The following is a 20465-nucleotide window of genomic DNA, read 5'->3' as shown; positions in this document are numbered from 1 at the left end:
CTCAGGCGAAAGATCCAGGAGTCGCCTCCCGGAGCCCGGGCGACCGGATTCGGCCGCCGCTTGGCCCCGGGACCGGCCATGAGCCCCAGTCGTCGGCACTGTCATATGACTTATGTGCGCCGGTCCCACCGGTATCGATACTGAGCAGGTGCCCGTGCGGTCACGCGCTCTTACCGCTCCCACCATGCGCCGAGGAGCATGATGTCGAAGATCATCCTTGTCACCGGGGCGTCCAGCGACCTCGGAGCAGCCACTGCCCAGGCCTTGGCCGAAGCCGGTCACATCGCCTACGCCGGAATGGGCGCGGCCTCAGGCCGTCGACCGATCGCCGCCGAACCGGACGGGGACGCAGGCCGTCAGCGCGCCCGGCCGCGTCCGATCGCCCTCGACGTCGCCGATCAGCGCTCGGTCAACGCCGCGGTCAACGGCATCACGGCGGAAGCCGGGCGGATCGACTGCGTGGTCCACACCATGGGACCTGTGCCCCGGGGCCCCGTCGAGTCCTTCACCCCCTACCAGTTGGCGCAGATCTACGACGCGAACGTGCTGTCCACCCAGCGGGTGAACCGTGCTGTGCTGCCGCAGATGCGCGAGCGCCAGGACGGTCTGCTGGTCTGGGTGGTGTCCATCGGCGACCCCGCCGCCGAGGCCCCCTATCTCGCCCTCCACTCCGAAAGCGTCGCCGTGATCGACCATCTCGCGGCGAGCTACGCGAAAGAGCTGGCCGGCTTCGGGGTGGAGGCCACAGTCGTCATGGCCGGCCTGATCGTGCCCGAAACCGGCCGGCGGCTGCAGCTGGTCCGCCCGGACGACCTCGGGACGGCGCAGGCCTACGAGGGCAGGCACCCCGGTCTGGTCGACCGAGTCGACGCACACCTGGCCGGTCGGACCGTCACCGCGGCACGTCTCGCCCGCACAGCCCAGGCCGTCGCAGCCGTGGTGGACAGCCCGAAGGGTGCTCGCCCGCCGCGGGTCACCGCCGGCGCGCCCGGTGACCGGCTCCCGGGGACAGGCGACGGCGGTTAGGCGGAGGCGGAAGGATGCGGTCACAGCGTGGAAGCGGAAACAGCGGAAACAGCGGAAACAGCGGAAACAGCGGAAACAGCGGAAACAGCGGAAAGGCGCTCGGCGTGGGCGCGGTTCTCATTCCTTCAGGGCCCCGAGCGCGTCGCGGAGCGCTGCGCGAGAGGTGATGCCGAGCTTGGGAAAGATCTGGTAGAGGTGCGCTCCGACCGTCCGGTGCGAGAGATAGAGCCGTTCGGCGATCTGCTTGTTGCTCAGCCCCGATGCCGCCAGGTCCGCGATCTCCCGCTCCTGCGGCGTGAGCACCTTCCCGCCCGCCTCGGTCCTCGGCGCGACCCATCCGGCGGCCCGCAGCTGCTTGGCCGCACGATCCATCCAGGGGCCGGCGCGGAGCTCGGCGAAGGCGTCGTAGGCCAGCGTCAGCTGCCCTCTGGCCTCCGCGTTCGCCCTGGCTCGCCGGAGCCGTTCGCCGTGGGCCAGCCGCACCCGGGCCAGATCGAACGGCCATTGCTCGACTTCCGGCAGGGCCAACGCCTCGCCGAACAGACGGACCGACTCCTCGTCGTCCGTGGCACACAGAGCGGCCGAAGCGCCGGCGAGGAGCGCGAGCCGCGTGGAGAGCGCGGCGATGTCGTTGTCCCGGATGGCGCGCACATGTGCGGCCGCTTCCGCCGGGCGGTCGGTGCGGACCGCGGCTTCGACGAGATCCATCATCACCCACAGGGCGTGCGGCACGTGGGAGGCGAAGGTGCCCGCGGGACTGATCGCCGTCGCGTGCCGATAGGCGCTGGTGAAGTCGCCGCGTCCGAGATCGGCCACGGTGCGTATGTGCCGGGCGTAGTGCAGTGCCGTCCCGACGCCCCGCGGTGCGGCCCATTGGTTGATGCGGCCGGTGAGGAGGCCGACCGTCGCGTCCTCCCCGCGGGGGGCGGCGACGACGGCCCGGCAGTACCAGAAGTACCAGGTGAAGAACCGGTATCCGGAGTCCTCGCAGAGCTGGACTCCCTCCTCGGCCAGTTCGACGCACTCGTCCCACCTGCCGGTCAGGTAGTCGTCCAGGCACAGGTGCATCAAGGCGCCGAGGTGCCGGCGCACCGGGCCGCCGTCCCGTCCCTGGCGGACGACCTTCCACGAGGGCTCGCGGAGGGCCGACAACCGGTCGAGGTAGAGCGCCGCGGTGCCGACCCTGACGATGCGGCCGGGGTCGGTCTCTTCGGGAAGTTCGCCGAGGATGCCCTCCAGCTGGTCCAGTGCGGCCGCTCCCGAACGCGCCGGGTCGGAGAAGGTCTTGCCGGCCGCGGACAGCAGTGCGGGCGGCTCCGGGCGCAACCGCGAGAGCGCGGTGTAGAAGGGGTCCCACAGCTCCGCGCGGCCGCTGAAGAAACACAGGAGCAGCAGCAGGTGCACGGCGTCGACGACGGCGTTGTCCTCGGCGTCGTACTGGTGGGTGCCGGACTCGATGGCGCCCACCAGCAGGCGGTGAGCCGTGTCGATGTCCCCGTCGCCGTTGATGACCAGATAGACGGCGGCAGCGGCGGAGTGCAGGGACCCGGCCAGGTCCGGGTCGGCGCGTCGGGCGTCTTCGAGCAGTTCCGAGACGCCGCGCAGCTCGCCCGTCGCGTCGGCGCCGATATAGGCGGCCTCGGCCAGGCGGCGGGCCCGGTCCGACCCGTGGGGACTCAAGTCGGCCGCCCGTATCAGTGCCGCGACCGCTCCCAGGGCGTCGCCGCGCGCCGTGATGCGGTGAGCGGCCTGCTCAAGCAGGGTGGCGACCTCCTCGTCCGGTTCGACGGACGCTTCTCCGAGATGCCAGGCCCGGCGCTCGGGCTGATGTGCCAGAGCCTGGGCCAGGGCCCGATGCGCCGCCCGGCGCTCGGCGCTGGAGCAGGCGTCGACGACGGCCGAGCGGATCAGGGGGTGGCGGAAGACGAGCCGCCGGGTGCCCTCGTCGACAGTGACCAACTGGTCCTGCTCGGCCGGGGCGAGATCTTCGAGGTCGGCGCCGCTGCCGGCCTGCCGCGCCGCCGCGTGCAGGACGCCGAGATCGCCGGTCCCGTCCATCGTGGCGAGCAGCAGCAGACGGCGGGTGGCAGCCGGGAGGCCGGAGACCCGGGAGACGAACAGCGCCTGGAGCCGCTGGCTCAGCGGCAGGACCGCGGGAAGGTTCTCCAGCGCCATGCGCTGCTGCCCGCTCAGCACCGTGGGCAACTCGAGCAGAGCCAACGGGTTCCCTTCGGCCGCGGACAGCAGCCGGCGCCGCACTCGTTCGGCGAGGTTCGGGAATCGCGCATCGAGCAGGGCCCGCGACGACGTCTCGTCCAGCGGCGGCACCTCGTACTCGGGTAGTCCACCGCGGTTGAAGAAGGTCTCGCTCCCTTGGCGCACGGCACCGAGGAAGCCGACCCGGCTGCCACCGAGCCTGCGGGCGACGAAGCCGAACACGGCGGCGCTGGCGCGGTCCACCCACTGCAGGTCGTCGATGATGAGCAGCAGGGAGTCGGGCGCGGCCAGCCGGCGAAGGAGCATGAGGGTCGCGCTGGACACGACGAGTCGGTTCGGCGACGCTCCGCTGCCGAAGCCCAGCGCGACACGCAGGGCCTCCTGATGGGTGTCGTCCAGATCACCGAAGGTCTCGGAGAGGGGGAAGAGGAGTTGGTTCAGGCCGGAGTAGCTCACGTCGGCTTCGAACTCGACGCCGGCCGCACGCAGGACCCGCGTCCCGGTCGCGGACGCCGCCTCCGCCACGGCGTTGAGCAGAACCGTCTTGCCCACCCCCGCCTGCCCCGACAGCAGGAGCGCCCCGCCGCGGTCGGCGGCGCCGAGGAAGGCGCGTATGCGATCCAGTTCCTTGGCACGCCCCACCAGAGCGCCACCGGCTCCGTCATCAAAGGGGTCGCCGTAGCCCACCCGTCCACGCTCCCGTCAGCCGTCCACGTCCGCCCGTGTTCCACTCGTGCGGATATTCCTTGAATTCATTGGCAAGCGGAGGTTCATGCTACCGCGCGAACCTCCGGCATCGCCTTGCCGAGCCGCATTTCCGCTTAACCCTTCGACACGCTTGGAAAACTCGGGAGAGAATTCTTTCACTGAGTGAAAGTTGGAATCCCGTGAGCGTCTGTGGGGGGTAGTGTGCCGTCCGGACCCGGGTTCCTTCGACGGAACCCCCTCCTCGCCGTGAGGGTACCTGCGCAGGTGGTCGGCTGTGAGGTGCCCGTCCGGCGGCAGGGGCGGCAATGCGCGAAATACCGGAACGCGCGCGCCGCGGGGAGCGGAAAGGCGCCGCGTCTACCCGTGAACGTCGCGCATTCATTTCGGCGGGCTAAGGCCATTCGTTCCCCAGGATCATTTTCGGTCCGTGTATTGTCCTTACGCTCTTTGGATGCCGGTTCGCGCATCCACCTGCACCGTTCCGACGGGAATATCGGACGGCACTCGGGGACATACGAGCGGCCCCTCGACGAGCCTCGTCGCGTCGTCCCGGCGACGTTGCGGCCTGGGCGCCGCTGTCGCCCTGGCCCAGATTGTGGAAGGAACGTTCTATATAATCGATCCATGACGGAGACGAAGAGCGGGCCTGCCACGACCGGCCGCAAGTCGGCGGCGCGGGAGCGCCTGCTGACCACGGCGAGCAGGCTCTTCTACACCGAAGGGATTCGCGCTGTCGGCGTCGACCGGGTGATGGCGGAGGCCGACATCGCGCGCGGCACCTTCTACCGGCACTTCGAGGGTAAGGACGACCTGGTGCGCGGCTACCTGGACGCCACCGATCACGAGATCCGGGCCCGGGTGGCCGTGGCGGCCGAGAAGACGGGGGGAGGTGCGGCGTTCCTCGATGTCGTCGCACACAGCATCGGCGAGGAGATCTGCGGTCCGGGGTTTCGGGGCTGCCCCTTCATCAACGCGGCCGCGGAGTACCCGGATCGGAAGTGTCCGATCCACCAAGTCGTACTGAGGCACCGCGAGTGGTTCCGCCAGGTGCTGGAGGACACCCTCGCGACCATGGGCGTCGCGGACCCCCGGCGGTCCGCCGACTTGGTGGTCGCCCTGCGTGACGGAGCGATGGTCGCGGGCTACCTCAGCGACTCCACGTCCGCGGCGCGCACCCTGGTCCAGGGCGTCGGCCTGGTCGTCGCGTCGGGCTGAGGGAAGGGCGGGCCGGCGTCAGGAGACGCCGGCCTCTGAGCCCGGCCGATGCCTGGCGACGGCTACCGCGCCGAGGGTGCCCGTGGGGGCGGGGAGCAGGTGGACGATGCGCTGCATGCCCGGCCACCTCGCCTACAACAACTGCGAACCTGCCGACTGGCAACTGTCTGTGAGGGCCCCGGGCTGCAAGCCTTCCGTACGTACGACGGCCGGCCTTCAGCGCATCCGGAAGACCGGGCCGCGCGCCGTGAACGGCAGTACTGCCCCCTGCGGTACCAGGAAGGCGTGCTCGCGGCGTACGCGCAGGACGTCGCAGTCGCCGTCGGTGATCAACAGGATCGGCGCCGTGGGCGGGAAGTCCCCGGCCCGCTGGAGAAGGTCGACGGCCGGTTGCAGCAGGGTGCCGCCGCGGCCCCGGACGCGCACCCGGTGCGCGATCTCGGCTACGGGCAGATAGCCCGCGTCGAAGGGCGCGGCGTCGCAGAAGACCACGCGCGCCGCCGTCACGTCCCGGGCGGCGGCGTAGGAGGCGATCGCGCCGAGCGCCTTGCCCAGCAGCGTCCTGCTCATCGACAGCGAGGTGTCCAGCACCACTCCGAAGGTGCAGCGTGCCACTTCCTCCGGCGGGAAGCTCCGGCCCGCCCGGGGGATGTCCGGCGTGGAGGCCTGACGGCGTGCGGGACGGGCGTAGCTGCGCACGGCTTCGGGCCGCGGCACGTACTCGTCGAACCAGCGCGCGAGTCTGGCGTCCCAAGGGAGCGGCGGATGGGAGAGCGCCTGGATCTCCTCGACGAGTCCGGCCGGCAGGAAGCCGCGTTCGCGCCGGTGCAGATCGAAGCCCTGGCGCAGTCCGCGCCGGTAGAACTCGTCCAGGTCCACCCACGTCGGGGCGGCCTCCCCGGCGCGCGGCAGCGGTTCGCCCAGGATGTCCCCGAGCCCCTTGCCGCGCAGCGTGGCGAAGCGGCGCAGCCTGCGCTGGTCCCGGGCGATGCGGTCGTAGACCTCTTCGGTGGACAGTCCCGCCAGCGCGGGGTCGTGGAGCAGCCCGTCCGGCAACTGCCCGACGCCCATCTCGACCAGCCATCCGTTGATCACGTAGTCGGCGGCGACGTTGAACAGATACGGGTCGCGCCCGCCGAGGCGCTCGCCGTGCCGGAGTGCGGCGTGCAGCATCTCGTGGGCGAGGATGAACCGCCATTCCTCGTCGGTGTACCGGCACAGGGGGTTGAGGTAGATCTCGCCCGCCTGCGCGTGGACGGCCGCCACCGAGATCCCCTGGGCGCGCGCCAGTTCGGCGTCGGCCACCAGCGTCATCCCCGCGGCGATGCCGCCCAGCAACGGGTACGAGGAGACGAACCAGCTCAACGCCCTTTCCCAGGGCCGCTGGGGCCGGCGCGCGCCGGTGAGCTCCTCCCTGCGGCCACCGGCGACGTCCATCGCCGCCGACATCGTCCGCGTGAGAGCGCTCGCGAAGGCGGCGGTCCAGTCCTCGGGCGCATGCCAGGGGCGGTGCCAGGGACGCAGCAGCTGGTCCGGCTGTGAACCGGCCGCGCCGCACGCGGCGTACTCCGGCGGGATGCCGTCGCGACGCCAGCGCGCGGCCAGCTCGTCCTCGTCGCCGCCCGGGAACCCCTCCGGGAGCGCCATGGGCGCACGGCCCACGAGGAAGGTGGCCAGGAAGCGGTTGACGACCGTGCAGCGGGCGGCCAGGTCGAACCGGTCGGGCTGCTCCCGCGCGCCATGGGCCGCCGGTACATGGCCGAAGCCCAGGTGCAGCAGGCAGTGGGCGAGCACCCAGGCCCACTCCTCCGGCTCCCCACGGCGCATCGGGTCGACGTGCACGACTCCATTGGAGGTCACCGCGGCCCATCCGCCGTCCCGGGGGTGCTCCGTGCACTCCTTGCTGCGGCACAACGTGCCGTTGACGGCGGACAGGGCGGCCAGCGCCGTGTTGCGGCGCAGCAGGTCCACCCCGGCGGCGAACGCCTTGGCGGCCGGGTCTTCCTTCGCCTCGGATCGGGCCCGCGAGGTGGAGCCGCGCCCCCTGCTCACCGGCGCGCCTCGACCAGCCGCGGCATGTCGCGGGCGGCCTCGAGGAGGAACCAGGAGGGCAGCACCGGGTTGTCGTCGTCGCCGTCCGCGATCACGGTCTGGGCGACCTCCACGGAGATCTCGGCCAGCTGGACGAGCAACGATTTCGCGCGGTAGGCGGTCTGGCGAACGGCCGCGGAAGCGTGTTCCTTGTTCGCGGGCAGCTCCTTGATGAGGCGGCCCCGGAAGGAGTCGGCGAGGTAATAGAGCAGGTCGCGGTCCTCGACACGGTGCGGCCAGGACGCGTCGCCCTTGAGGATGGCCTCCAGACCGTAGGAGTGACGCACGATCTTGACGTAGCCGCAGAAGGCCACGGCGTGCGCGGGGGTGAGCATGCCGTGGGCCAGGATCTTGAGCGTCTCCTCGTCCACGGCGGGTCCGAACGAGTGCAGCGCGTCCGAGAGCATGTGCCAGGACCGCGGGGTGGAGAACGGTTCCTCGGTCTTGGGCGGAGAAGACCACAGGTGGTCCGGCCGGTCGGTGAGGTGATCGGTGATCCACGGATGAATGCCGGCGGCCGACGCCCAGACCAGCCAGTCCGGGGCGGAAGCCCTGAGGTGGACGTGGGCGAGCCGGTTGACCAGGGCGGAGGCCATGGGCCGCGCCAGGGCGTTGTCGGTGGCCCGGTTGCCCGCACCGATCACGATGCTGCCGGGCGGCAACTCGTAGGATCCGATCCGGCGGTCGAGGATCAGCGAGTAGAAGGCCTTCTGCACATCGGGGGTGGCGGCGTTCAGCTCGTCCAGGAACAGGCAGTAGGGCTCGTCACGGGCGATCGCCTCGGGAGGGCAGAACCGCGAGCGGCCGTCGATGATCTGCGGGACGCCGATGAGGTCCTCGGGAGCCAGCTGGGTCCCGATGAGGCTCACGCAGTCCAGTCCCAGCGAGTCGGCGAACTCCCTGACCAGAGACGATTTCCCGATGCCGGGCGCGCCCCATAGGAAGACCGGGCGGACGGTGGCGAGATTGAGCAGCAGTTCGGGCACCTGGGAAGGCGAAACCGTGACAACGCCCTGCAAACGTTGACTCCTTGACCGGCGGGGGAGGGGATGACGATGACGGGAGACCGCGCGCGGCGCGCGGGACGGCGCTCAGTGTCACCCTCGACGGTGCCCGGGCGCATCTGCTTTTCACGGTACGAAGACCACGCGGGGGGCCGGTTCGCATCGATCGGCCTCTTTGCCGGACATCCCGCTGTGTCAGGCGGAGAATCCCAGATGTGCCGACAGTCTTCTCACCCCTCGTTGGTGAACCCGTCGCTCTGCGGGTGAAGCCGGTTCTGGAGAGCTGGGATGCGGCCGGGCACCCCAGCCGACTTCGGCTGCGCGCCTATCTCGACTCGGTCGTGGAACTGGTGGGTCCGGTTGCCGACGGGCAGGACGGTTCCCTCGCCCTGTCGCTGGACGTCGGGCTCGACGATCACGTCGCGCTGACCAGCGGGGGCCACGACCTCGACAACTACCTGTTCCCCGTGATCCGCACACTCGGCGCGGACCGCTTCGACGCCGCCTTCGCCCGCAAAGCCCATGCCGGGTCATCGACGATTGCCCTCGGGCCGGCCACACCGGCCGCACCCGACACCGATGACTGGGGCGGCCCACAACTGTCGGTCCGCACCAGCGTGTCCGCTTCGTCCACCGCGTGGAAGCAGGGGATCCATCGGGCATGTCAGGCGGCTCGGCCCGAGGTGTTGCCCGGTACCCCGATCGGCCTTCGGCTCTGCTTCCAGGTCTCGGCCGCCCGTAACTGGTCCACGCTGTGGAAACCCGCGATCGACGCCCTGGGACCGCTGCTCGGAGTCCCCGATCCCGCCCGTCCCTACCGGCCGAACGACGACCGGATCGTGGAACTCTCGCTCCACCGCAACATCGTCGCCGCGCTCGGCCACGACATCGTGATCACCGCCTGGTGGCGATCCCTCTCACCGGCCACGGCGTCGGGAAGCTGACCGGGTCTGTCCGGCGTTTCCCGTTCACGATCGCCCAGCCAGGCGAGCTGATCCTGAGTCTCGGTTGCGAGGAGCGCCGTCCGGGTGCGGAGGTGCACGTCGCCGGGATCGTCCATAGCGACAGGATCCCGGTCCGGTCAAGATCGGCCGGTCCGGTCTCCCCGCCGTCGCCTGGCGGTCATGATGGCGGCACGGCAGCCGGCCCGCGGTGCCCGCTCTCCGGGACCGCAGACGACTCCGGCGCGTACGCCGAGGATCTCGCGCTGTACCGGGAGAAGTTCCTGCGGCGTCTGCCGGCCTCGCTGGACGAGTTCTGCGGCCCTGCCCGCGGGATCGTGGGTCTGCCGTTGCATGTCGCCTGGTCGGGGATGACTTCGTACGACCTGGAAAAGCCCCGCCAGCGCATGGGCCTGTACCGCACCGTCCTGCACGAGGGACTCCACGACGACTTGCCCCGCTACCTCAACAAGGATCTGCTCGTTCAGATGTGGCCGGTCCTGCGTGGCCTGGTCGGACGCACCGTGCGCACCGTGTGGGAGGACGCGTTCCCCCAGATCGCCGCCCGTGCCCGCGCCGCCGCATGACGGACATGCCGGAGCTGCACGCGCGGCTCCTTGCCGCCGGGCAGGACCGTACCGGCATCCGTCTCCGGCCCGTGAGGGGTGGCAAGGGGGACAGCAGGCTACGGAGACGTGCGCGGGCGCAGTCGAGGCGCGCGCAGGTGCCGCTGATTGCGGAGGGACCTGCTGCCGGAGGGCAGTCCGGCAGAGTTCTTGTTCCATGTGGGTGGCGTGGGCGGAGCCGGGAAAACCCATGCTGCGGCAACGGCGGGAGACGGCCCAGCGGGCACGTGCGATGACCTGACCAATGCTACGAAGCTCCGGAACCGACCCCGGCAGGCTACAGAGACGATCGGACGGCCGCCCATGGAGAAGGGCGGCCGTGCCTCAGTGGATAGCCAGTCCAGCCTGCCCTTCGACCATAACCAGATCCGTTGAGGTACGCACGGCGTGTCAGCTTGCAATCGGCTTGACGGGTGACGCAGTGCCAGGTCTGCCCGGCTCTGACGTGCTGCTCTGCGCGACCACCCCCGTCTGCGTCTCCAGATCCCGAACTGCCTTCCCTCCTAGCAGGCTCCCCGCAGGCACGATGGGAGAACCCGGGTCGCGTGCCGCGACTGCGCCGAGGTCGAGGCCCGCGTGTCGCCCCTGTACGCATTCCGCGAGATGGCCCGCGTCCTGAGCGCCCCGCCGGGCCTGTTCACGAAGAGGCCCGTGCTGACGCGGCCGGATCGGCCCGATTTGTTCTCCGCGTCAACCCGCTGAGGATCCGCTGAGCAGGCACTTCGCCGAACTCGCCCCGTAGTTGCGGAGCGTCGCCGCACACTGGCCGTGGTGGCTCCGTCGTTTCTCCCCCGTCGCGACGGGGCCACCGTCGTGCGCCGACAGCGAGGAGTCCTGGGGTATGCGGGTGGATGAGTGGCACCTCACCGAAGACGTCGACGGCTTCCTCACCGGGGCCGGGGACTTCCTGCACTCGCGTCCCGCCCTCCACACCTTGCTGCTGACGGTGACGGAGGTCCTGCGCGCGCGTGGGGCGAGCGCGAAGGGCGCCGACGCTCCCGTCTTCGGGCGACTGGAAGAAGCGGGTGATGTGTCCGCTGCCTTCTTCCGCACGCCACCCCGCCGGCTGAACCTCACCGAGCTCACCGTCGACCAGGCCGACGCGCTCGCCGGCCGTCTGTCCCACCTCGGCCACCGGCTGCCGGGAGTCACCGCGGTCCACCACACGGCCGTCGCGTTCGCTGAGGCCTGGGGGCGGCACACTGGCGCGGTGCCGGTACTCGGCCAGCGGCGACGCCTGTACCGCCTCGGCACGCTCACCCCGCCCGAGCCCGCACCGGAGGGCCGCAGCCGCGTCGCGGGCGGCCAGGACCAGGAGCGCTTGGCCGAGTGGAACGACGACTTCGCCGCCGCCATCGGGGACGCGGACGCCACTCGCTCAGCCGGGAAGCACGCCGGCTACAGGCGCTTCACGTTCTGGGAGACCCCGGACGGCACCCCTGTGTCGATGGCGGCCGTGACACCGATGGTCGCGGGCCAGGTCCGCGTGGGCTCCGTGTACACCCCGGCCGAGCTGCGTGGTCGCGGCTACGCGAGCGCGGTGACGACGGAGGTGAGCCGCGCCGCCCTGGCCGGAGGCGCGGCGGAGGTCGTGCTCTTCACGGACCTGGCGAACCCCACGAGCAACGCGGTCTACCAGCGCATCGGGTACCGCCCGGTCGCTGACTTCGCCTCGTTCGACTTCGCGTGAGCCGGGCCGGATTCGACCGGGCCACCGAGTACGCCCCTCTTGTTGTCCCAGCGGTAGTAGGCCTGGGGGCGTCAACATCAACACGACGGCCTCCGCTACGAGGTAGCGGAGGCCGGTCGTCGTACCTCCGGAGCCGGCCGAAGGCACCGTTCTGAGTGTCGACGTCAGAACGGAGATCCGGCTCCGCCGTCAGCGGGCGCTCGTGGTGGCGATGTCCGCGATGTGGTTGTACCGCTCCATCAGCACGAAGAGCTTGATCTTCTGCGTGGTCTCTCCGCTTCCGAAGGTCAGGGTGACGATGGCCTCGTGGCTGTTACCTACGGTGCCGTTGTCGGTCACCGTCCACCGCGCCGGGACGTTCTGGGCTCGCAGGACGCCGTCCGCTCCGTTCTCCGTCTCCCAGGCCGCCAGCCGCTTGGCGAAGGCGGGCGTCAGGTAGTGCTTGCGGAGCGCCGTGGCCAGCGTGGAGTCCGGGTCCGCGTAGTCGCCCTTCGCGTCGATGTACGCGCCGTAGAAGTCGGCGACCCGGGTCACCACTTGGCCGGGCGTGCCGCTGACCGACCGCGGTGCGGCGGCGGATGCCTTCGCGGGGGCAGGGACGGACGCCTGCGCCGTCAGCTGTGTCGACACTCCGAGTCCGACGGCCAGGACAAGGCCGGCGGCGACGGCTGCGCGGCGGCCCGGACGACGGTGCGTGGGGTACTTCCTGTTCATGTGCGTCTTCCTTTTCTGATCCGTATGTGGTTGCTCTCGGCCGGTTCCGGCTCTTCGTGCCGATGACGCCCGCCGATGTGTCGCCACCTCGTCCGCGTCGGATTCGAGGACTGGACGCTGCCCGACTGCCCGGCTGCCGACTGGAGTCGGGCCGGCGTCAGATGTGGTCGGTGCGACACCAAGAGCATCGGCGGTCACCGAAATCGGGCGCAACAGCTGCCGCGTTCTTGGCCACGGTGGAACCATCCCAGCCCATCTGACGTGCAGGGATATGAGTGCCTGGGATACGGATCGCGGGCGGATGACGGGGGAACGGTGTTGATTCGGGACGATGTTGCGGAGTTCGCGGCGCTGCTTCGCCGGCTGAAGGACCGTACGGACCGGAGCTACGGTTCTCTGGCCCGCCGCATCCACATGAACACTTCCACGCTGCACAGGTACTGCGCGGGCGAGGCGGTGCCGCAGGACTTCGCACCTGTGGAGCGGCTTGCGGCCTTCTGCGGGGCGACACCGGAGGAGCGGCTCGAGCTGCACCGGCTGTGGTTGTCGGCGGTGGCGGCCCGACAGCGGGTGCGTACGGCCGGTTCAGCGGAGGCGGCGGTTCCGTTAATGGAGCCGGACGAGGGCGGAGCACTCGTCGAGGAGAGCAGCTCCGCGGAGCAGCCCCGGGACGACGACCCCGACCCTGATGGGCCCGCCCCAACTCCCGCTCCACGCTCCTGGTTCGGCCGCCGACAGGTCCTTACGTCCACCGCCGTCGCCTGCGCGCTGCTCGCCACTTTGGGTATCACGACCGCCCTGTCGGACGACCACTCCTCCAAGACGGACGCCACCCGCTCCGAGGGTCGGCCCACGACCGCCGCCGGCGCACCGCACCGCTCGGCTGAACCGTCGGCCACTACCTCCCGCTCTCCTGACCAGGGCTCCGCGTCGCCCGGCTCCCGGCCGCCGTCCACTGCCCCGTCCGCCACCGGCAGCGATCCCACCTCGACTGCGAAATCGACCACCGGGTTGCCCCTCGCCTGGAACACCGACTCCCTGGTTTGGGACAAGGGATGCGACCACGAATACGTCATCGACAAGCCGCCCGCCCAGGTGCCTCCGCCTCCGGTGGAGCAGGACGCCGGGGCGTGGGCGGCAAGGCAGGGCGCGGTGCACGGGGGGCAGACGAAGGTGCAGATCTCGGTGCAGGGGCGGTCGTCCACGGCCGTGGTCCTGGAGGCGCTCCGTGTCCGCATCGTCAGCCGCGGCAACCCGGCCGCAGGGAACGCGTACGACATGAGCCAGGGCTGCGGCGGCGAGGTCATGCCGCGCCGCTTCACCGTGAACCTCGACGTCGACCGCCCCATCGCCCGCCCGAAGGACGGATCCGAAAGCCAGCACACCATTCCGGCTGCGCACCTCCCGCTCCGCGTCTCCGCCGAGGACCCGGAGGTCCTGCTCGTCGACGCGACGACACAGACCTACGACACCCGCTGGTACCTGGAACTCGACTGGTCCTCCCAGGGCCGCACCGGAACGATCCGCATCGACGACCACGGCCGTCCGTTCCACACCACCAGCATCAAGGGAAGGCCGCACTACTGGTACGGCACGAACGACGCGGGCGGACGTGCCTGGGTCGTCCCGTATGGCGGCTGACTTCCGTCGCGTTGCACCGATCGGAGTGCGCTGAGCCTGGACCTGCCGTGGGCGGGGGCGTAGTTGTGGCGGTCCACCGTGGCGGCTGAGCTGGGGCCGTCGAATGAAGTCAGGACTTGTGGATCGAGTCAGGTCCGTGCTGATCCGCATGTTGCAGCCGGCGGCTCGCCGCGTTCCGAACGCGGCGGGTTCGTCCCCGTTCGGCGAGCAGGCTGAGGGCCTCAGGTGAGGTGACAGCGGGTACGACCGAGGCCGTGCGCTGGAACCAGTCGGATGCGGTGGTGAGGTCCTCGGCGGTCCATGGCTCATCCAGCGCGATGGCCCTGAGCAGGGCCCACTCGCGCAGCCGGCGGGCGAGGAAGGGACGGTCCCCGATTACCGTGGCCAAGGTCTGGGCCCAAGCGGTGAACGCCGGGTCGGTCAGCAGGCGGGTTGCCTGACGCTCAAGGTGACGGTTGACCGCGGCCTCCGCCATCGACACGTCCGGATCCTCCAGGACGGTCGCCACCAAGGCGGCCTCATCCGCCTCCGAGACATCTTCCAGTTCCCACAGGTACCTGCGGTAGCGGAGGTGCTCGGGGGGTTCCTCGCCGAAGGGCTGGTCGGTCATACGGCGAGCCTCTCCGGTCGCTCCAGCTGTGTAACGGCTGACTTCCGCCTCCAACGCAAGGCCGATTCGCCGCCCTTCTCCTTGCCCGGTCCCGTGTCAGCCGCCCTTGGCCGAGCCGAAGCCGTACCGGCGTTCGCGGACAGCCGCCACGACCTTGGCGACCCGGGCGTCGAAGGCGTCAAGTTCTGCCGCCTCGGCCGCGTTGGGGACGAACGCACGTCGGTCACAGAGGACGCCTGCCCGCCAAATCCGCTCGATGGCCCGGGTCGCGGTGATGTCGGTCAACGGGTCGCCGGATACGAGCAGGAGGTCCGCGCGCTGACCGGGTGCGGCGTGCCCGCGGTCGGGGAGGTTGAACGCTCGCGCCGGAGCGGCGGTCGCGGCGTTCAGCGCCTGAGCGGGCGTGATGCCGCAGCGGCCGAGCAGCTCCAGTTCCCGGTGCAGACTTGCCCCGAACACGGTTCCCGGGTTGGGGGCGTCGGTGCCGGCCAGGATCGTGACGCCCGCGTCGACCAGGCGGCCGACATTCTCCTCGGCCCGGGAATAGGGCGGCATTCTCCGCCCATGCCCCCCTGATGCGCCAGAGGTCAGCCGCCGCGCCTGTGCGTCCCCGAGCTTTCCGGCGAGTCGCGGGTCTGCGGCCACAGTGGCACCGCCCGGCTCACCCAAGACGTTCTCGAGGGTTGCCAGCGTCGGGCCGACCGCGATTCCCGCCTGGGCGATCCGCTCGGCCAGGGCTCTGTCCAGTTCGCCGTCCACGGGCACATGCGCGATGACGTCGACGCCCGCGGACACGACCTCGCGCACCCCGGCCAAGGAGTTGATGTGCCCGACGACCACGAGTCCGCGACGATGAGCTGCCTTCGTCAACGCGGTGATCGTGTCCAGGTCCAAGGACGGCGTCGCCCACGGACCCGCTGCGCCCGAGGGGCCGAAGATCTTCACGTAGTCCGAGCCTTCGGCGACCCGGTCCGCGACGAACTGCTCGGCCTGCTCGGGCCCCGTCAAGGTCGGGAACGGGTCGTACATCATCCAGGGATGCCCGCCCGGCGCGGTGGCTCCAATCCCCGCGGAGCGCACGTCTGCCACGTCCGTGCGAGCGCCGGCTTGCTGCTTGGCCGCTGCCATCACGTCGGCCGGGCTGAACATGTCCAGTGCGGTGGTCACACCGAAGGTGAGCCCCTGCTCCAGAGCGCCGGGCACCAGGTGGATGTGCGAGTCGATCAGCCCCGGCAGGAGGGTGCCGCCCTCCGCGTCGATCACCTCGTCGCCGTCCTGGGCAGTGGAGCCGGTGGCGCAGTCGGTGATGATGCCGTCGGCGAACCGGACTGACGTCCAGTCCCGCAGCCGGGTGCCGTCGAAGACCCTCGCGTTGACGATCGCCGTTGCTTTGGTCACGAGGCTCCTCCCGGACGGATGCGCTTGTTGGTTGTTGGTTGTTGGTTGTTGGTCAGGGGCGGGACGGTACCAGGTGCTGCTGGAGGCCGACGTAGGGTGACTGGTCCATGTCGGGTGCTGGCCTGCAGCCATCCGTCAGCAAATGGGGGAGCTGTACGTGCCGTCGAGTCGGCGGATCTCCTCCAGCGGGTATGGGGTCTGCCTGCTCTGGCGCTGGAACTTTCGGTTGAAGTCGGACATCACTGCGGCGATCGGCGCGTGCCGTGCGAGGATCGCCGCGGCCGCCTCTGGGATTCCTGTGGGACGCTCGCCCTCCGCGTAGGCGCGCACCAGCGCGTAGCGGCCGTCCCGGTCCTCCCTCTGATATCCGTACAGAGCGGTGACCAGCCAGTTCACCAGGTACGTGGCGGTGTAACAGCGGTCGTAGGTCTGATGGCGGTCGAAGAAGTCGGCCTCGTCCTGCGACAGCTCGAACCCGGAGGCAATGGCGAGGCCGTAGTCGGCGAAGTAGAGGCGCCGTCCGTCCGTCAGGATGTTCTCGAAGTGCGCGTCGAAGTGCAGGAGTCCGCGGCTGTTCATGTACGAGGTGCCGGCTGCCAGTTCGCTCTCCACCATGGCGCAGGCCCGGTTGACGGCCTGGTCTCCTGCTTGCACCTGGGTTTCCAGCCACCGGTGCAGGTTCTGCGGGATGTACTCCAGGAACAGCGCGACGCTCGCCGAGGACTGCTGGAGAGCCTCGATCCGGCGGCGCACCTGCGATCCGCCGCCCCAGTAGGCGACGGCTCGTTCGATGTCGGCCAGTTCTTCGGGAAGGGGCGTCGAGTCCGGCAGCACCCGCCAGTGGTACATGAGGGGAAAGCCCTCGTATTCCGCCGCGAGCACCCAGTTCGTCGTCATGGTGTGCACGGCGAGCTCTCGCCAGGCCCCGAAGCCCGGCCCGCCGATGGTGCCGACGCCGTACTGGAAGAAAGTGGGCAGCTCGAACAGATTCGCCGTGGACCGGATGTGCTCAGGTTGTCTCTCCAGGTCGGTGAGGGGCACCCGCTTCACGAAGACCGGGGTTCCGGCGACCTCCAGCAGGGCCGACTTCCCGCCGATGCCGGATCCGATCGGCACGGCCGCGTCCACGAGCTCGCGCAGCGCGCGATCACTGCGCATGGCCAGGGATGTGGAGACGGCACTATGGGCGGTCAGACGGGCACCACGCGACATGTCGGGGGACTTCACTGCGGCCTCCACCTTGGTGCCGACCTCGATTCTGCAAGGGCTACGCGGTACCGCCGAGCGCGACGACGCGAGGCTCAGAGCTGACGGCGGCTGCCGGGCCGCCTGCCTCGGAATCTAGGTCACATGGCCGAAGCCAGGCGAAAGCGCTCCTCGTAGTGTCCAAGGCGTTCCACATCGATCAAGCCGAACTCCTGACGGCGCAGCTGATCAAGTGGCGCCCGCCGACCCCCGGCCGCACCGGGGGCGACAGGCGCCGAGCTTCCCGAAGGCCCTCCGGCTCGCACCGGTGGGCCGGAAGATCTGCAAGGCCGTCGCGCTCGCGTGGCGGCTCAGCGGCGGGCTCTCCGTCAGATTCATTCCCTATTGACCCCAATGTGTGAGGAGCCCCCATGGGTACGGAAGTTTCCCGCCGTCAGGTGCTGGCCGCCGGAGCGGCGCTGGCCGGGACGGCGGCGCTGATGGCCGGCTCAGAAGGAACGGCCGCCGCCGCGGCCCCGACCCGTACCGATAAGGAGAAGCCGAAGGTGACGCCCACGATTGTGCTGGTGCACGGCGGCTACGCCGATTCGTCCTGCTGGAACGCCACCATCCAGGAGTTGCAGCACAAGGGCTACACCACGGTCTGTGGGTCGAACCCGCTGCGCGGTATTCCGACCGACGCCCCCTACATCGGGAGTCTGCTGGACTCCATCAGCGGACCCGTCGTGCTGGTCGCGCACTCCATGGGTGGAACGGTCATCACGAATGCCGCTGCCGGGAAGGCCAACGTCAAGGCGCTGGTCTACATCGCGGCGTTCGTGCCCGACGTCGGTGAGACGCAGGGGGAGCTCATCACCAAGTTCCCCGGCAGCGAGGTCGAGCCGGTGAGCGTGCCGGTCCCGTACACGAAGGCCGACGGCACGACCGGAATCGATCTGTACCTGAGCAAGGACGGCCAGGCGGCCTTCGCCGCCGACATATCCACCGCTGACTTCGGGGTCCTGCAGGCCACGCAGCGGCCGTTCGATGCCGATTCCTTCATCTACCCGACCACGGCCGCAGCCTGGAAGACGATTCCGACGTGGGGGCTGGTGGCCGGCCGGGACAAGGCGATCCCGCCGGCGTGCGAGCGCTGGATGTACAGCCGTGCGAACGCGCGGAAGGTCGTCGAAGTGCCGCGTTCCTCGCACGTCGTGATGATCAGTCACCCCAGGATCGTCGCCGATCTCATCGAGGACGCCGCCGAGGCGATCAGCTGACGCTTGGAACAAAGTGCCCCGGTCCATCACCCCGGACCGGGGCGCTCTCGCCACTGAGCCGACTTCCCGAGCCGCCGAGTCCCCCCCGCCTCCGGGCCGGCGCAGGAAGTCGCGTCCTGGGCGTCCGTGTCCTGGCCGAGGCCCCGCGTACGGGCTCCGCGTTCCACGCGAACGAGGCGATCGCCGCGAGGACAGTGCCGACCGGTTTCCGCGGACCCGAAACGGCAGGGTCGCCGTCCGGCACATTCGCCGCCGGGCGGACTTCGGCTGCCGTAGACCGTGCTCGCTTCCGTCGCCCCGCACACTCAGCGGTCAGAACGTGAGGTATCTCATAAAGCCGATATAGCGGACATCGGGCCGGTCGTGACCCGCGCAGGAGGTAGCCCGACACATGAAAGCCCCGATGTCGGCCTGGCTTGAGCCGCGTGACAACCGGGCCGACATGCGGCCCCCGGCGGGTTGCCCACGTCGTGCGGGCCGCGCTCAGCGCGGACATAGAGTCTTTAGTCACATTAATCGGTGACAAGTCACACAGGGGCAATCGCTTGCCTCGCGGCTGGCCTCGGAGTGAGATCGCGGTCAATGGTCGAGTGCGGTCTAGTCCACTACGAGGAGCATCTATGCGCAGGATTCATGCGCGGCGGCGCACTGCGGTCGCCACAGCCTGGATCACCAGCCTCACCGGTATCGCGGCGATATCAACGCTTCTGTCAGGCTCTGCCGCCGTTGCTGCTCCCATGCAGCCGACGCAAGCAATCAAGGCCGTGCCGGCGGCCGCGCCGCAATCGGGGAGCGCGGCCGGCAGCCTGCTGACCACGGAGCAGTGCCGGGCGAAGTGGCGGATCGCCTGCTACTCCGCGATCCAGTACCGCCAGGCGTACGACCTGAACCCGCTGTACCGGGCAGGAGTCACCGGCAAGGGGCGCACGATCGTGATCGTCGATCCGTTCGGCTCGCCGACCATCCAGAAGGACCTGGATGTCTACAGCGCCCGGTTCGGTATGAAGAGCACGCATGTCGACGTGGTCAAGTGGGGCAAGGTCCCGCGCTTTGACCCCACCGATGAGGACCAGGTCGCCTGGGCCGGGGAGGCCACCCTTGACGTGGAGATGGCCCATGCCGTCGCCCCGGGCGCGCGCATCGTCCTGGCGGAGACCGGCGTCGGCCGGATCGGGGACGGTACCAGCGGCCTGCGGGAGGTCATGGACGCCGAGAAGTCGCTCGTCGACCGCGGCGTGGGCGATGTGATCAGCCAGAGCTGGGGCGTGGCGGAGAACAGCTTCCCCGGCTTCCGCAAGGGTGACTTCTCCAGCATCGAGAACCTGCGGTACGCCTTCAAGGACGCGGCCAAGCACGGTGTGACCCTCGTCGCCGCTTCCGGCGACAGCGGCGCCACCGACACCACCACGGACGGCAAGTCCCACTACCCGTACCGGGTCAACGCCTGGCCGACCGCCGACCCGCTGGTGGTCTCGGTCGGCGGCACCCAGCTGCACCTGGACTCCAAGGGCGACCGCATCGCGCCGGACAGCGTCTACAACGACGCAGGCGCGGGCGGCGGCGGCCTGTCCCACGTCTTCTCCCGTCCTTCGTATCAGAACGCGGCGGAACAGGTGGTCGGCGACCACCGCGGCACCCCGGACCTCTCCATGTCCGCCTCGCTGAAGGGCGGCGCATGGGTGTACTCCAGCTACGACCCGAAGCATGTCGGCTGGGACGTCTACGTCGGCACCAGCGAGGCCAGCCCGCTCTTCGCGGGCATCGTGGCCCTGGCCGACCAGGCTGCCGGGCACCGGCTGGGTGACATCCACCAGGCGCTGTACTCGCTGTACGCGCAGTCCTCGTGGAACCCGTCCACCGGGATCGTGGACGTGAAGGACGGCACGAACAACAGCTACGCGGGAGTGACCGGCTACACCGCGGTGAAGGGCTACGACATGGCGACCGGTGTCGGAACGATCGACGCCGCCCGCTTTGTCCCGGCCCTCGCCAAGCAGGGTTGACCGCACCCCGTCCCGAGGCGCGGGGCCCGGCACAACGTTGCCGGGCCCCCCCCCCCCCCGGGCGGTGGCCGGGTTGGGGGCCCCAGAAAGCGGGGGGCCGCGGCGGGCGCGGGGCT

General features: G+C 70.1%; 15 protein-coding genes. 8 read left to right on the top strand and 7 right to left on the bottom strand.

The features are described 5' to 3' along the window. Positions 1-201 precede the first annotated feature (201 nt). Entirely contained in the window at positions 202-1026 is an 825-nt protein-coding gene (locus ACFWVC_RS36225) for an SDR family NAD(P)-dependent oxidoreductase (protein ID WP_384297627.1), read from the top strand. Between the two features lie 117 nt (positions 1027-1143). Here ACFWVC_RS36225 and ACFWVC_RS36220 read toward each other — a convergent pair whose 3' ends face one another. After that, positions 1144-3930, bottom strand: coding sequence for an ATP-binding protein (locus tag ACFWVC_RS36220; RefSeq protein ID WP_384297623.1), 2787 nt, complete (start codon positions 3928-3930; stop codon positions 1144-1146). A gap of 645 nt (positions 3931-4575) precedes the next feature. Between ACFWVC_RS36220 and ACFWVC_RS36215 the strand changes: the two genes are divergently transcribed. Further along, positions 4576-5166 (top strand): TetR/AcrR family transcriptional regulator, encoded by a 591-nt coding sequence (locus tag ACFWVC_RS36215; protein WP_384297619.1) that lies wholly within the window; start codon positions 4576-4578, stop codon positions 5164-5166. Between the two features lie 216 nt (positions 5167-5382). Here ACFWVC_RS36215 and ACFWVC_RS36210 read toward each other — a convergent pair whose 3' ends face one another. Beyond that, a complete protein-coding gene (locus ACFWVC_RS36210; protein ID WP_384297615.1) occupies positions 5383-7218 on the bottom strand; it encodes a hypothetical protein in 1836 nt (611 codons plus the stop codon). Next, positions 7215-8276 (bottom strand): ATP-binding protein, encoded by a 1062-nt coding sequence (locus ACFWVC_RS36205; protein WP_384297611.1) that lies wholly within the window; start codon positions 8274-8276, stop codon positions 7215-7217. Before ACFWVC_RS36205 ends, ACFWVC_RS36210 begins: the two co-directional genes overlap by 4 nt. Before the next feature lie 248 nt (positions 8277-8524). On the opposite strand from ACFWVC_RS36205, the gene ACFWVC_RS36200 reads away from it, so the two are divergent. The 3 genes from ACFWVC_RS36200 (at position 8525) to ACFWVC_RS36190 (ending at position 11518) form a co-directional block, all read left to right on the top strand. Continuing rightward, complete coding sequence (locus tag ACFWVC_RS36200; RefSeq protein WP_384297606.1) at positions 8525-9205, top strand: hypothetical protein; 681 nt, start codon at positions 8525-8527, stop codon at positions 9203-9205. 263 nt (positions 9206-9468) lie between these two features. Next, positions 9469-9789 (top strand): transcriptional regulator, encoded by a 321-nt coding sequence (locus ACFWVC_RS36195; protein ID WP_384297634.1) that lies wholly within the window; start codon positions 9469-9471, stop codon positions 9787-9789. Between the two features lie 880 nt (positions 9790-10669). Next, positions 10670-11518 (top strand): GNAT family N-acetyltransferase, encoded by an 849-nt coding sequence (locus ACFWVC_RS36190; RefSeq protein ID WP_384297602.1) that lies wholly within the window; start codon positions 10670-10672, stop codon positions 11516-11518. Positions 11519-11707: 189 nt separating this feature from the next. Here the strand turns inward: ACFWVC_RS36190 and ACFWVC_RS36185 are convergent, their stop codons facing one another. After that, positions 11708-12232, bottom strand: a complete 525-nt coding sequence (locus ACFWVC_RS36185) for a hypothetical protein (protein ID WP_384297598.1) — start codon at positions 12230-12232, stop codon at positions 11708-11710. A 315-nt stretch (positions 12233-12547) separates the two neighbouring features. Between ACFWVC_RS36185 and ACFWVC_RS36180 the strand changes: the two genes are divergently transcribed. Then, positions 12548-13873: a helix-turn-helix domain-containing protein gene (locus tag ACFWVC_RS36180; protein WP_384297596.1), complete on the top strand. Its 1326-nt coding sequence runs from the start codon at positions 12548-12550 to the stop codon at positions 13871-13873. Between the two features lie 109 nt (positions 13874-13982). On the opposite strand, the gene ACFWVC_RS36175 is transcribed toward ACFWVC_RS36180, so the two are convergent. The 3 genes from ACFWVC_RS36175 to ACFWVC_RS36165 form a co-directional block, all read right to left on the bottom strand. Then, entirely contained in the window at positions 13983-14483 is a 501-nt protein-coding gene (locus ACFWVC_RS36175) for a hypothetical protein (protein ID WP_384297592.1), read from the bottom strand. Between the two features lie 96 nt (positions 14484-14579). Continuing rightward, positions 14580-15881, bottom strand: coding sequence for an amidohydrolase family protein (locus ACFWVC_RS36170; protein ID WP_384297588.1), 1302 nt, complete (start codon positions 15879-15881; stop codon positions 14580-14582). 135 nt (positions 15882-16016) lie between these two features. Further along, positions 16017-17093: a protein kinase family protein gene (locus ACFWVC_RS36165; RefSeq protein ID WP_384297631.1), complete on the bottom strand. Its 1077-nt coding sequence runs from the start codon at positions 17091-17093 to the stop codon at positions 16017-16019. Positions 17094-17497: 404 nt separating this feature from the next. Here ACFWVC_RS36165 and ACFWVC_RS36160 point away from each other — a divergent pair, with 404 nt between their 5' ends. Together ACFWVC_RS36160 and ACFWVC_RS36155 are read left to right on the top strand one after the other, a co-directional pair. After that, the gene (locus ACFWVC_RS36160) at positions 17498-18346 is read left to right on the top strand and encodes an alpha/beta fold hydrolase (RefSeq protein ID WP_384297585.1); all 849 of its coding nucleotides are present in this window, start codon (positions 17498-17500) and stop codon (positions 18344-18346) included. Between the two features lie 620 nt (positions 18347-18966). Next, complete coding sequence (locus ACFWVC_RS36155; protein ID WP_384297583.1) at positions 18967-20349, top strand: S8 family serine peptidase; 1383 nt, start codon at positions 18967-18969, stop codon at positions 20347-20349. Positions 20350-20465 lie beyond the last annotated feature (116 nt).

The sequence above is a fragment of the Streptomyces sp. NPDC058691 genome (assembly GCF_042714775.1).
Classification (GTDB): domain Bacteria; phylum Actinomycetota; class Actinomycetes; order Streptomycetales; family Streptomycetaceae; genus Actinacidiphila.
This window is presented reverse-complemented; position numbering and strand designations above follow the sequence as displayed.